Raw genomic sequence first — 13539 nt, 5'->3', positions numbered from 1 at the left:
CGCGGTTTATCCTCGGATCGCCCAGAAGGCCAGGTTCAAGCCCGGGAACTGCCCGGCGATATGGAAGGCGAAACCGCCGGAATTGTTCAGTTGCTGCCAATGCTCGCTGCCGCGATCCAGCTCGTAGTAGGTGGAACCGGCGTGATACGGGATCTGCCGTGGCGCCACCGGCAACGGCAGCAGGCTGATGCCCGGCAGTTGCAGGTTGACCATGTCGCGGATGTGCTCCACCGAGCCGACTTTGCTTTGCTGGCCGAAGCGCGCGCGCAGGGTTTCGGCGGGCACGTCGGCGCGCACCACCAGGATGAAACTGGCGCTGTCGAGCAGGGTTTTGTCGGCCAGCATCGCTACGTGGATGCCGTAGGCCTTCTCCACAATCGGGATCGGCGTGGCCTTGCTGTCGATCAGCATCGACAGGGCTTCACGCAACGCCAGCATCACCGGGGCGAAGCTCAGGGCGAGGTCGTCGTGTTGGTACTGCGGGTATTCCTGCGGGCGCCGGCCAGAAGTGGAGAAGGTCGAGAACTCGCCGGCCAGGCTCACCAGTTCGCTGAAAAAACGCTCCGGGTGCAGCGGGCTCAGCTGGTTGAAATGCTGGATCAGCGGCTGCGCGCGGTTGACCAGTTGCAGCAGCATGAAGTCGGCAATCTCCGACGCACCACCGGCGCCCGAGGCGACCACGCGGCCAGCCAGTGCCTCACCACGCTGGTGCAGCAGGCCCAGCAGTTCGCTGCGAAAGGCCGCCAGCGGCTTGCTCGCAGCCACGTCCAGGACCGGTGGGATGTAAGTGTCGTCGAGCACCAGGGCGCGGTCGGCGCGTTTTTCCTTGATACGCACCAGGCCAATGGCGGCGTAATCGCTGATGCCGTCTTGCGCAGTCAGCAAACGCAGGGCGCGAGAGCCCACCGCCACCGGCGCGCGGTTTTCGAACGGCGCGTTGTCGTCGCGCACTTCGCGCACCTGGCTCACATAACGCGCGGCTTCCAGGGCTTCGCCCTCATCCACGGTGTCACGCGCGCCGGCGCGCTTGAGCGGCAGGGCCAGGTAGACCAGGCCGTCGCGCAGGTTGTCGTCGATATTCAGCGGGCTCGGCGCCAGGTCATCCTGGGGGATATTGAACGGCGTGCCATCGGGCAACAGGCCGCGTGCCGAGACGATGGCCAGCTTGCCCTGGGCCAGCAGGCCCTGGTCGATCAGCAGCTCGGAGAAGCCCCAGCTGCCGGCGGACAATGGGCGGCTGCGGGCGTCGATCAGGTTTTCCAGGTAACGGTCATGCTGCTGGAAGTGCTGCGTTCCGATGAACATGCCTTCCGACCAGACCACGCGATTGTTCCAGGACATGGGGGCTCCGATTGCTTGTTATTGGGCTGGGCTGGATGGGGAAACCACGACGTCAGCGCGCACGGCACGCACATCGAGGCTGATCTGGTATTCGGTGTATTGGCGCGCGGGCACGTTGATCACCGTGCGCCATTGCGCGCGGTCCAGTTCGCGGTAGCCCACCAGCAAACCGATCTGGCGAGTGGACGGGTCAAGGTCGCGCTGGATGCTCAGTTGCTGGCCGGGTTGCAGCACCACTTCGTCCTGGTCGAGCAAATCCAGGCCGAGGGTGGATTGGGCGCGGTCGGCCAGGGCGAAGTAATCGGAGCGGGCAAAGGTGGCGGCGTTTTTCAGTTCGAAGATGCGCACCCGCACCGGGGCGGCCTGACCATTGGCTCCGGGGTTGAGCCCGCTGATCGCGTGGAAGTGCAATTCGATGGCAGCGGTGTCCGCTTCAACCGCAGGGGCCGCAGCGGGCGCGACGGCGTCTTTGGCACACGCCGTCAGCAGCAGCACGGTGGCGACTGCGAGTAAAAACCTGGGAATCATCCTGCGTCCTCAATGACGTACTTAGCTATCCGTTAAATCCATGTGGTGCGGTTTTTAGCGACGCTGTCGTGCGCTGTGGTCTTCGTAGGCGCGGCTGAATTCGCGGCCGAACAGGTCCTGAAAATCGTCCTGGGCCTCGCGGGAAATATTGCTGTAGAGCTCGGTGAACTGCTGCCAGTACTGGGCCTGGCGCGAACCGTTGAACAGGCTCGACAAGCCGCCGGGCTTGCCCATGCGCTCTTCCAGTTGCGCCGGTTCAAAGCGCGTGAGCAGGTGCTTGATCGCCGCTTCCACCCCGGCCATCACCGCCAGTTGGTGGGCGCGCAGGTCGTTGAAACTGTCACGCACTGCCGCGTCCGGCGCCATAAACGCCTGGTTGCCGTGGCGAAGCAGCAGCAGTAATGCTTCGTCGGCGTTGGGGGCGAATTTCAACGGATTGTTTTCGGCGGGCTGGATCATCGTCTGCTGCATGCGGAACTCGCCCTTGAGGCTGGCGCGGGCACGCAACACGTCGATCAAGCCTTCGACCATCAGGCGGTAGCTGCGGCCGATATTTTCCATCTGGGCAGCGGCATCGGCGGTGTCCAGGCGCAACTGATCGAGACCGGCGCCACGCAGGAAGGCTTGCAGCAGGTCGGCTTGTGGCGCGGTGTCGGCCACCGGTGGCGGCTGGATAACCGGCGCGACGACGGGCGCGGGGGCGTCGGCAAACAAGTCCCAGTCATCCGGGATCACTGCGCCTGACACCACGGGCTTTTCGACGGCTACCGGGGTCGGCGGGCGGAAGTCGTGTTGCTCGCTGGGCACATGATCGGCCACGGTCGGCGGCGGTACGGCGCTGGGGCTGAGGAAGTCGAACAGGTCCGGCAGGGTGTCCATCGACGACGCGCTCTGGAACTGCGGCGCGATCACTGGCTTGTTCACCACGGCGCCCATCAGCGCTTCAAAACTGTTCGCGGCATCGGCGGCAAAGGGCTGGCTGTCGCTGGCCTGCACGTTGAAGTCGATACGCGCCTGGATCTCGTAGTCACCGATGCGGATCAACTCGCCATTTTGCAGGGGCTCGCTGTTGCCCCGGCGCAGGCGAATACCGGCGTTCACCAACTCCACGCCGTTGGTGCTGTTATCGGTTAAATAATAACGGCCATCTTTGTACTGAATAACGCAATGTTGCGAGGAGACGAGGCGCTCAGGGTCAGGCAATACCCAGTCATTATCCAAACTGCGGCCAATAGCCATCACGCCCTGATCCATGGACTTTTCGGCGCATTGCCCTGGGGTAATCTTGTGATAACTAGTGATAGTCAAACACAGCGACATCTTGCCTCCTTGCTGATACTTCGCGCGCGCTCTACTTCCTGGACGTTAGTTCCAGAAAGTCTCTCCATAAGGTCGTGCAACTCACCGTAAAACCTTGCAACACCCGCACAATTGCTGATCTTAACCGGGCTCCATGACAAAAATCCTGTCCCGGTATGTCGTTAGACCCACCAGTCGCGCAGAGTTGTTAAGCACCGCACATCTGTCACAGAGGGCGAATAGCTTACCTTGACAAGGCGTAAGTACTACACCAAAAATGCACAACTTCTCAGATAGGCGTGATGGCACACCAGTGGCATCTTGCTTATAAGACCGAGAAAACATGCAAAGTTCCTCGCGCAACTAATGCATGCATTGCCCGCCATCTAACGGGCTGATAAGGAGATCAAATTCAGTGGATGTGCCGTTGCTGCTCGCCGCCGTTTCCGCGAATTCGCCGTGTGGCGAAGACATGGAATATGACGCGGACTTTCTTCAACTAGAGCGTGCCGCCAAGGGCCAACCCGAGCGCAGCATGGGCGACTCGATCCTGCCCGCTGAGCCACCGCAATGGCGCGACATCCAGCAGCAGAGCCTCGACTTGCTGCAGCGCAGCAAAGACCTGCGCATCACCCATTTCCTGTTGCAAAGTGCCCTTGCCCTCCAGGGTGTGGCCGGGTTGGCGCAAGCCCTCTCGTTGATCAACGCCCTGCTGCGTGACTACTGGGCCGAGCTGCATCCGCGCCTGGACGCCGACGACGATAACGACCCCACCGTGCGCATCAACGCCCTCACCGGCCTGACCTGCGACACCAACATCCGCCTGCTGCGCGAAAGCATCCTCACGCGCTCGCGCACCTTCGGCCCGGTGAGCCTGCGCGCGGCGCTGAACGCCAGCGGCCTGCAGTCGTTTGCCGATGAACAACTCGGTGCCCAGCAGCTCAACGCCGCGTTCCTCGACAGCGACCCCGAGCAGCTGCAAGCCACCCGCGATGCGTTGAGCGCCGCGCGGGCGGCCTGCGAAGCCATCGAGCAACAGGTCAACGAGCAGGTCGGTTCCGCCCAGGGCGTGGACCTCAGCGCCTTGAAGCAACCGCTCAAGCAAGCGTTGCAAATCCTCAATCAAGCCGTACCCGGCACCGATAGCAGCAGCGTTCCCGAGGCCGTCAGTGAAGACAATGCCCCCTCGGTCGAATCCGCCGCTGCCCCCGCAGCACCGCGCCCCCTGGGCGATATCGCCAACCGCGATGACGTGCTGCGCAGCCTCGACAAGATCCTTGCGTACTACACCCGGCACGAGCCTTCGAGCCCGCTGCCGGTGCTGTTGAACCGGGCGAAGCATCTGGTGCACGCCGACTTTGCGGCGATCGTGCGCAATCTGATTCCCGACGGCATGTCCCAATTTGAAAACCTGCGCGGCCCGGACGGCGAGTAAACCGCCCGGCCGTGCAGTAACAACACCGTCGCTCAAGCGACCAGGAGCAGCAACGTGGCGAAGCAAAGTTCTCAGAAATTCATCGCGCGCAACCGCGCGCCTCGGGTGCAGATCGAGTACGACGTCGAGCTCTACGGCGCCGAAAAAAAGGTCCAGCTGCCCTTCGTGATGGGCGTGATGGCCGACCTCGCCGGCAAGCCCGCCGAGCCTCTGGCGCCGGTGGCCGACCGCAAGTTCCTTGAAGTGGACGTGGATAATTTCGACTCGCGCCTCAAGGCCATGCAGCCGCGCGTGGCGTTCCATGTACCCAACGAGCTGACCGGCGAAGGCAACCTGAGCCTGGACATCACCTTCGAAAGCATGGACGACTTCAGCCCGGCCGCCGTGGCCCGCAAGGTCGATTCGCTGAACCAGTTGCTCGAAGCCCGTACTCAACTGGCCAACCTGCTGACCTACATGGACGGCAAGACCGGCGCCGAAGAAATCATCATGAAGGCGATCAAGGACCCGGCATTGCTGCAAGCACTTGCCAGCGCGCCCAAGCCTGCAGGGGAGCAGTAATCATGAGTGACAATACCGCCCGCGAAGGCGCGCCAATCCTGGGTGCCACCGAGGAAGCCAGCGAGTTCGCCAACCTGCTGCTGCAAGAGTTCAAGCCCAAGACCGAGCGCGCCCGCGAAGCCGTGGAAACCGCCGTGCGCACCTTGGCCGAACAGGCCCTGGCGCAGACGGACCTGGTGTCCAACGACGCGATCAAGTCGATTGAATCGATCATCGCCGCCATCGACGCCAAGCTCACCGCCCAGGTCAACCAGATCATCCACCACCAGGATTTCCAGCAGCTGGAAAGCGCCTGGCGTGGCCTGCACTACCTGGTCAACAACACCGAGAGCGATGAGCAGCTGAAGATCCGCGTGCTCAACATCTCCAAGCCGGACCTGCACAAGACCCTGAAGAAATTCAAGGGCACCGCGTGGGACCAGAGCCCGATCTTCAAGAAGATGTACGAAGAAGAATACGGCCAGTTCGGCGGCGAACCTTACGGCTGCCTGGTGGGCGACTACTACTTCGACCAGTCGCCACCGGATGTGGAATTGCTGGGCGAGCTGTCGAAAGTCTGCGCCGCCATGCACGCCCCGTTCATCGCTGCGGCTTCGCCGACTGTGATGGGCATGGGCTCGTGGCAGGAACTGTCGAACCCGCGCGACCTGACCAAGATCTTCACCACCCCGGAATACGCCGGCTGGCGCTCCCTGCGTGAGTCGGAAGACGCGCGCTACATCGGCCTGACCATGCCGCGCTTCCTCGCGCGCCTGCCGTACGGCGCCAAGACCGACCCGGTGGAAGCCTTCGCCTTCGAAGAAAACACCGACGGCGCCGACAGTTCCAAGTACACCTGGGCCAACGCTGCCTACGCGATGGCGGTGAACATCAACCGTTCGTTCAAGCACTACGGCTGGTGCTCGCGCATCCGTGGCGTGGAGTCCGGCGGTGAAGTGGAAAACCTGCCGGCCCACACGTTCCCGACCGATGACGGTGGCGTGGACATGAAGTGCCCGACCGAAATCGCCATCAGCGACCGTCGTGAAGCGGAGCTGGCGAAGAACGGTTTCATGCCGCTGCTGCACAAGAAAAACACCGACTTCGCCGCGTTCATCGGCGCGCAGTCGTTGCAGAAACCGGCCGAATACGACGACCCGGACGCCACCGCCAACGCCAACCTGGCCGCGCGCCTGCCGTACCTGTTCGCCACATGCCGCTTCGCCCACTACTTGAAGTGCATCGTGCGCGACAAGATCGGCTCCTTCAAAGAGAAGGACGAGATGCAGCGCTGGTTGCAGGACTGGATCCTGAACTACGTGGACGGTGATCCGGCCCACTCCACCGAAACCACCAAGGCCCAGCACCCGTTGGCAGCGGCCGAAGTGATCGTCGAAGAAGTCGAAGGCAACCCGGGGTACTACAACTCCAAGTTCTACCTGCGCCCGCACTACCAGCTGGAAGGGCTGACCGTGTCGCTGCGTCTGGTATCGAAGCTGCCTTCGGCAAAAAGCGCGTAAGTAGCTGGTGAACCGGCTCTTCTGTGGGAGCCGGGCTTGCCCGCGATGCAGGCACCGAGGTGTGTCAGTCACACCTTGGTGAGGCTATCGCAGGCAAGCCAGCTCCCACAGAAAAGCAAAGCCCCATCGGGCTTAAACAAATTTCGTGGCTTGGGCCACACAGGGAGAAAACATGGCTGTTGATATTTTCATCAAGATCGGCGACATCAAGGGCGAGTCCATGGACAAGGCCCACAAGGACGAAATCGACGTGTTGAACTGGAGCTGGGGCATGGCCCAGTCCGGCAACATGCACGTGGGCGGTGGCGGCGGCGCAGGCAAGGTGAATATCCAGGACCTGTCGTTGACCAAGTACGTCGACAAGGCCTCGCCGAACCTGATGATGCACTGCGCCAGCGGCAAGCACATCGACAAGGTCAAGCTCACCGTGCGCAAGGCCGGTGGTGAAAGCCAGGTCGAGTACATGGTGATCAACCTGGAAGAAGTGCTGGTTACGTCCCTGAGCACCGGCGGTTCGGGTTCCGATGATCGCCTGACCGAGAACGTCACCCTGAACTTCGCCCAGGTGATGGTCGACTACCAGCCGCAGAAAGCCGACGGCACCAAAGACGGCGGCGCGATCAAGTTTGGCTGGAATATCCGTTCCAACACCAAGCGCTGATAGCCCTTGAGGCCGTGGCTACGCGCCACGGTCTCCATTCAATTGTCCCTCTCACAACCCGTCCGTGGAGCTGCTTTGGTGGTCACTGAAATCGCTTCCCGCGACCGTCTGCAACCGTCCCTGCTGGACCGGTTGACCGATGACGATCCAACCAATCCCAAGGAAAGCGCCGACAAACGCGTGCTGTCCCTGACCCAATTGAAAGCCTCGGTGCTGCGCGACCTGGCGTGGCTGCTCAACACCACGTCGTTGCTGGATGCCGATGCCACGCTGCACACCCCGGCCGGGACGTCGGTGGTCAATTACGGCCTGCCGGCGCTGGCGGGCAACAGCGTTTCAAGCGTCGATATCAAGGCCCTGGAAGCGTTGATCTACCAGGCGATCGCCACCTTTGAACCGCGCATCCTGCGCCACACCCTGCGGGTCAAAGCCCGCGTCGGCCATGGCGAGATGAACCACAACGCGCTGAGTTTCGAGATCGAAGGCGACCTGTGGGCGCAGCCGGTGCCGTTGCGCCTGTTGCTGCAAACCGACCTCGACCTGGAATCCGGCCACGTGCGCGTGGTCAATGCCGACCAGCGGAGACGCCCATGAACCCGCGCCTGCTGGAGCTGTACAACCAGGAACTGCACCACGTGCGCGAAAGCGCCGCCGAGTTCGCCAAGGAATACCCGAAGATCGCCAGTCGGCTGACCCTGTCCGGCATGGACTGCGCCGACCCGTACGTCGAACGCTTGCTCGAAGGCTTTGCCTACCTGACTGCCCGCGTGCAGCTCAAGCTCGACGCCGAGTACCCGACCTTCACCCACAACCTGCTGGAAATCGCCTACCCGCACTACCTGGCGCCAACGCCGTCGATGACCGTGGTGCAATTGCAGACCGACCCGGACGAAGGCTCCCTGGCCAGCGGTTTCCCCCTGCCCCGTGATACCGTCCTGCGTGCCGCGTTGGGCCGCGAAACCCAGACCTGCTGCGAGTACCGCACCGCGCACCCGGTGACGTTGTGGCCGTTGCAAGTGAGCAACGCCGAGTACTTCGGCAACCCTGCCGCCGTGCTCGGGCGCCTGGCCGCCAGCGAGCCAAAAGCCAAGGCCGGTCTGCGCCTGACCCTGCGCACCGGCGCCGAACTGCCGTTCAACAGCCTCGACCTGGACACGCTGCCGCTGTACCTCAGCGGCGCCGATGAGCAACCGTTCCGCCTCTACGAACAATTGCTCGGCAATGCCTGCGCGGTATTCGCGCGCAAACCCGGTGGCGACTGGGTCGAGCGCTTGCCGCCAGACGCGCTGCGCTCCCGTGGTTTTGACGACGCCGACGCCGCCATGCCAGTGGTGGCGCGCGCGTTCCAGGGCTATCGCCTGTTGCAGGAATACTTCGCCCTGCCCCATCGCTATCTGTTCGTCGAGTTCGCCGAGTTGAGCCGCGCGGTCAAACGCTGCGACGGCCAGGAACTGGAACTGATCGTGCTGTTCGACCGCCACGAGCCGAGCCTGGAAGGCAGCGTCGGCGCGGCGCAGTTCCTGCCGTTCTGCACGCCAGCGATCAACCTGTTCCCGAAACGCGTGGACCGTATCCACCTGTCCGACCGGGTCAACGAACACCATGTGATCGCCGACCGCACGCGGCCGATGGATTTCGAAATTCATTCCCTCAGCGGCCTCACCGGCCACGGCACCGGGCCGGAGCAGCCGTTTTTGCCGTTCTATGCGGTGCGCGATCCGTCACGTTACGGCCGCGACCAGGCGTATTACACAGTGCGCCGCGAACCCCGCGTGCTGTCCAGCGACCAGCGCCGCAACGGCCCGCGCTCCACCTATGTGGGCAGCGAAACCTTTGTCAGCCTGGTGGACAGCCGCCAGGCGCCGTACGGCCACGATTTGCGTCAGCTCGGCGTCACCGCGTTGTGCACCAACCGCGACCTGCCGCTGTTCATGAGCGTGGGCAACGGCAAGACCGACTTCACCCTGGCCGACAGCGCGCCGGTGTTGGCCGTGCTTTGCGTGGCCGGGCCGAGCCGCCCGCGCGCCAGCCATGCGCATGACGCCAAGGCCTGGCGCCTGATCAGCCAGCTGTCGCTCAACTACCTCTCGCTAAGCGAACAAGGCCAGGGCGCCGGCGCCTTGCGCGAACTGCTGCGCCTGTACGGCGACAGCAACGACGCCGCGCTGCAATTGCAGATCGAAGGCCTGCGCGAAGTCAGCAGCAAAGCCGTGACCCGCCGCCTGCCGATGCCCGGCCCGATTGTGTTTGGTCGCGGCCTGGAGATCACCTTGGAGTTTGATGAAAACGCGTTTCGCGGCACCGGCGTGTTCCTCCTCGGCGCGGTACTGGAACGCTTCCTCGCGCGCTACGTGTCGATCAACAGCTTTACCGAAACGGTGATCCGCACCACCGAACGCGGCGAGATCATGCGCTGGAAAGCCAAGCCCGGGCGGCGGCCAACCCTGTGAAGACCCTGGACGCGATGCACCAGGAGCCCTGGGAATACGATTTCTTCCAGGCATTGCGGCGGATCGAGTGCGAATCGCCGGACCTGCCGCGCCTGGGCCATTCCCTGCGCCTGGCGGACGATCCGCTGCGCCTCGGTCAACAAGCCGATTGCACCTTCGCCCCGGCCACGCTGGCGTCGGTCGATCCCGGCGGCGACGGCAAACCCGCGCGCCTGGAGCAGTTCTTCTTCGGCCTCGGCGGCCCCAACGGCCCGTTGCCGCTGCACATCACCGAGTACGTGCGCGAGCGTCAGCGCAACAACGCCGACAGCACCAGCAAGCAGTTTCTGGACGTGTTCCACCATCGCCTGCTCAGCCTGTTTTACCGGGCCTGGGCCGAGGCGCGGCCGACGGTCAGCCACGACCGCCCACACGATGATTACTGGTCCGCCCGCCTCGCCGCCTTGAGTGGCCGCGGCATGCCGAGCCTGCTCAATCAGGGCTTGATCCCCGACACCGCGAAGCTGCATTACAGCGGCCACCTGTCGGCGCAAACCCGCTACCCGGACGGCTTGAAGGCGATCCTCGGCGAATACTTCGGCCTGCCGGTGGCGATTGAAGAATACGTCGGCCAATGGCTGGAGCTGCCCGAGCGCAGCCGCGTCGGCGTGAGCGCCAACCGCCTCGGCGTGGACTTTTGCCTGGGCAGCCATGTGTGGGACCGCCAGCATAAATTCCGCATCCGCCTCGGCCCCCTCAGCCTCGATGACTACATGGGCATGCTGCCCGGCCAACAGCCGTTCAACGAGCTGGTGGCGTGGGTCGCCGAGTACCTGGGCCATGAATTGGACTGGGACTTGAACCTGGTTTTGCAACAACCCGAAGTACCGGCGCTGCAACTCAATGGGCAGTTCCGCCTGGGCTTCAACACCTGGCTCGGTCAACCCGAGCGAGACGCCAACGACCTAATCCTGGCCCGGCATTACGCCGATCACGCCACCACCTCAAGGAATCCAGAGCATGGGTGAAATCAGTCGCGCCGCGCTGTTCGGCAAACTCAACAGCGTGGCCTACAAGGCCATCGAAGCCGCCACGGTGTTCTGCAAATTGCGCGGTAACCCGTATGTGGAATTGGCGCACTGGTTTCACCAGTTGCTGCAACTGCAGGACTCGGACCTGCACCGCATCATCCGCCAGTTCAACGTGGAACCGGCGCGCCTGGCCCGTGACCTCACCGAAGCGCTGGACCGTTTGCCGCGCGGCTCGACGTCGATCACTGACCTGTCGTCCCATGTGGAAGAAGCCGTGGAACGCGGCTGGGTCTACGGCAGCCTGATGTTTGGCGAAAGCCAGGTGCGTACCGGCTACCTGGTGCTGGGCATCTTGAAGACGCCGAGCCTGCGCCATGCGCTGCTGGGTTTGTCGGCGGAGTTCGACAAGATCAAGGCCGAAGCCCTCAGCGAGCGTTTTGACGAATACGTCGGCGACTCGCCGGAAAACGCCCTGAGCGCCAGCGATGGTTTTAATGCCGGCGCCGTTCCGGGCGAAGCCAGCGGCGCGATGGCGCCGAGTGCCATGGGCAAGCAGGAAGCCCTCAAGCGCTTCACCGTCGACCTGACCGAACAGGCACGCAGCGGCAAGCTCGACCCGATTGTCGGCCGCGACGAAGAGATCCGCCAACTGGTGGACATCCTCATGCGCCGCCGCCAGAACAACCCGATCCTCACCGGCGAAGCCGGCGTGGGCAAGACCGCCGTGGTCGAAGGCTTCGCCCTGCGCATCGTCGCCGGTGACGTGCCGCCAGCGTTGAAAGACGTGGAACTGCGCAGCCTCGACGTGGGCCTGCTGCAAGCCGGTGCGAGCATGAAAGGCGAGTTCGAACAGCGTCTGCGCCAGGTCATCGAGGATGTGCAGGCGTCGCCCAAGCCGATCATCCTGTTTATCGACGAAGCCCATACGTTGGTCGGCGCCGGTGGCGCTGCCGGCACGGGTGACGCGGCCAACCTGCTCAAGCCCGCCTTGGCCCGTGGCACCTTGCGTACCGTGGCTGCCACGACTTGGGCCGAGTACAAGAAACACATCGAGAAAGACCCGGCGCTGACCCGCCGTTTCCAAGTGGTGCAGGTGGCCGAACCGTCGGAAGACAAGGCGTTGCTGATGATGCGCGGCGTGGCATCGACCATGGAAAAACACCATCAGGTGCAGATCCTCGACGAAGCCCTGGAAGCCTCGGTGAAGCTGTCCCACCGCTACATCCCCGCGCGCCAGTTGCCGGACAAATCCGTGAGCCTGCTGGACACCGCTTGCGCCCGCGTCGCCATCAGCCTGCACGCGGTGCCGGCGGAAGTGGACGACAGCCGCCGCCGCATCGAAGCCCTGGAAACCGAGCTGCAAATCATCGCCCGCGAGCACGCCATCGGCATCGCCATTGGTGCGCGCCAGACCAATAGCGAAGCGCTGTTGAATGCTGAACGTGAGCGTCTTGCCACCCTGGAAAGCCGTTGGGCCGAAGAGAAAACCCTGGTGGACGAACTGCTCGCCACACGCGCAACCCTGCGCGAAACCGCAGGCGTGGTCGACAGCGGCAACGATGCCTTGCGCGCCCAACTGGTGGACCTGCAACAACGCCTCAGCGCCCTGCAAGGCGAAACCCCGTTGATCCTGCCGACCGTGGATTACCAGGCCGTGGCCTCGGTGGTCGCCGACTGGACCGGCATCCCGGTGGGCCGCATGGCGCGCAACGAACTGGAGACGGTGCTCAACCTCGACCAGCACCTGAAAAAACGCATCATCGGCCAGGACCATGCCTTGCAGATGATCGCCAAGCGCATCCAGACCTCCCGCGCCGGCCTCGACAACCCGAGCAAGCCGATTGGCGTGTTCATGCTGGCCGGCACTTCGGGTGTGGGCAAGACCGAAACCGCCCTGGCCCTGGCCGAAGCCATGTACGGCGGTGAGCAGAACGTCATCACCATCAACATGAGCGAGTTCCAGGAAGCCCACACCGTGTCGACCCTCAAGGGCGCGCCACCGGGTTATATCGGCTACGGCGAAGGCGGCGTGCTGACCGAAGCGGTACGGCGCAAACCCTACAGCGTGGTACTGCTGGACGAGGTGGAAAAAGCCCACCCGGACGTGCACGAGATCTTCTTCCAGGTGTTCGACAAGGGCGTGATGGAAGACGGCGAAGGCCGGGTGATCGACTTCAAGAACACCCTGATCCTGCTGACCACCAACGCCGGTACCGAGCTGATTTCCCGCGTGTGCAAAGACCCGGCGAACGTGCCGCAGCCGGAGGAGATCGCCAAGGCGTTGCGTCAGCCGTTGCTGGAGATTTTCCCGCCGGCACTGCTAGGGCGCCTGGTGACGATTCCGTACTACCCGCTGAGCGACGAGATGCTCAAGGCGATCACCCGCTTGCAGCTGAACCGCATCAAGAAGCGGGTGGAGAGCACGCACAAGGTGGCCTTCGACTATGACGACGCGGTGGTCGACCTGATCGTCTCGCGCTGCACCGAGACGGAAAGCGGCGGGCGCATGATCGATACGATCCTGACCAACAGTTTGCTGCCGGACATGAGCCGAGAGTTCCTCACGCGCATGCTGGAGGGCAAGGCGTTGGCGGGGGTGCGGATCAGTAGCCGGGATAACGAGTTGCACTACGCCTTCAGCGACAACGAATAACTATTGGTGAAATGCGGTCAGTGTGGGAGCTGGCTTGTGTGGGAGCTGGCTTGCCTGCGATAGCATCACCGCGGTGTGACTGACACACCGAGGTGCCTGCAT

At 63.4% G+C, this 13539-nt stretch carries 11 protein-coding genes; 8 read left to right on the top strand and 3 right to left on the bottom strand.

What is annotated here, in order from left to right:
* Positions 1-6: 6 nt before the first annotated feature.
* Genes tssK through tagH form a run of 3 tightly spaced genes read right to left on the bottom strand, consistent with a single transcriptional unit; the run spans position 7 to position 3189 of the window.
* Positions 7-1341, bottom strand: a complete 1335-nt coding sequence (tssK, locus tag J1G37_RS04330; protein ID WP_207040322.1) for a type VI secretion system baseplate subunit TssK — start codon at positions 1339-1341, stop codon at positions 7-9.
* Positions 1342-1359: 18 nt separating this feature from the next.
* Positions 1360-1869 carry a type VI secretion system lipoprotein TssJ gene (tssJ, locus tag J1G37_RS04325; RefSeq protein WP_207040321.1) on the bottom strand — a complete coding sequence of 170 codons (510 nt, stop codon included), beginning with the start codon at positions 1867-1869 and terminating at the stop codon, positions 1360-1362.
* A 54-nt stretch (positions 1870-1923) separates the two neighbouring features.
* On the bottom strand, positions 1924-3189 hold the full coding sequence (gene tagH / locus J1G37_RS04320) for a type VI secretion system-associated FHA domain protein TagH (RefSeq protein WP_207040320.1): 1266 nt from the start codon (positions 3187-3189) through the stop codon (positions 1924-1926).
* Between the two features lie 394 nt (positions 3190-3583).
* Between tagH and tssA the strand changes: the two genes are divergently transcribed.
* The 8 genes from tssA (at position 3584) to tssH (ending at position 13437) form a co-directional block, all read left to right on the top strand.
* Entirely contained in the window at positions 3584-4603 is a 1020-nt protein-coding gene (gene tssA, locus J1G37_RS04315; protein ID WP_207040319.1) for a type VI secretion system protein TssA, read from the top strand.
* Positions 4604-4657: 54 nt separating this feature from the next.
* Positions 4658-5164 carry a type VI secretion system contractile sheath small subunit gene (gene tssB, locus J1G37_RS04310; protein WP_003195557.1) on the top strand — a complete coding sequence of 169 codons (507 nt, stop codon included), beginning with the start codon at positions 4658-4660 and terminating at the stop codon, positions 5162-5164.
* Positions 5165-5166: 2 nt separating this feature from the next.
* Positions 5167-6663 (top strand): type VI secretion system contractile sheath large subunit, encoded by a 1497-nt coding sequence (gene tssC / locus J1G37_RS04305; RefSeq protein WP_017735733.1) that lies wholly within the window; start codon positions 5167-5169, stop codon positions 6661-6663.
* Between the two features lie 172 nt (positions 6664-6835).
* The gene (locus J1G37_RS04300) at positions 6836-7324 is read left to right on the top strand and encodes a type VI secretion system tube protein Hcp (RefSeq protein ID WP_017735732.1); all 489 of its coding nucleotides are present in this window, start codon (positions 6836-6838) and stop codon (positions 7322-7324) included.
* A gap of 78 nt (positions 7325-7402) precedes the next feature.
* Positions 7403-7918 (top strand): type VI secretion system baseplate subunit TssE, encoded by a 516-nt coding sequence (tssE, locus tag J1G37_RS04295; protein ID WP_005792513.1) that lies wholly within the window; start codon positions 7403-7405, stop codon positions 7916-7918.
* Positions 7915-9774, top strand: coding sequence for a type VI secretion system baseplate subunit TssF (tssF, locus tag J1G37_RS04290; protein WP_207040318.1), 1860 nt, complete (start codon positions 7915-7917; stop codon positions 9772-9774). The genes tssE and tssF overlap by 4 nt, the downstream gene beginning before the upstream one ends.
* Positions 9738-10781: a type VI secretion system baseplate subunit TssG gene (gene tssG / locus J1G37_RS04285; protein ID WP_207040526.1), complete on the top strand. Its 1044-nt coding sequence runs from the start codon at positions 9738-9740 to the stop codon at positions 10779-10781. Before tssF ends, tssG begins: the two co-directional genes overlap by 37 nt.
* Positions 10774-13437, top strand: coding sequence for a type VI secretion system ATPase TssH (tssH, locus tag J1G37_RS04280; RefSeq protein ID WP_207040317.1), 2664 nt, complete (start codon positions 10774-10776; stop codon positions 13435-13437). Before tssG ends, tssH begins: the two co-directional genes overlap by 8 nt.
* Positions 13438-13539 lie beyond the last annotated feature (102 nt).

It is taken from the genome of Pseudomonas sp. Marseille-Q1929, from assembly GCF_017316265.1.
Taxonomy (GTDB): Bacteria; Pseudomonadota; Gammaproteobacteria; order Pseudomonadales; family Pseudomonadaceae; genus Aquipseudomonas.
The sequence above is the reverse complement of the archived record's forward strand: the minus strand, read 5'-3'. Positions and strand labels throughout refer to the sequence as shown.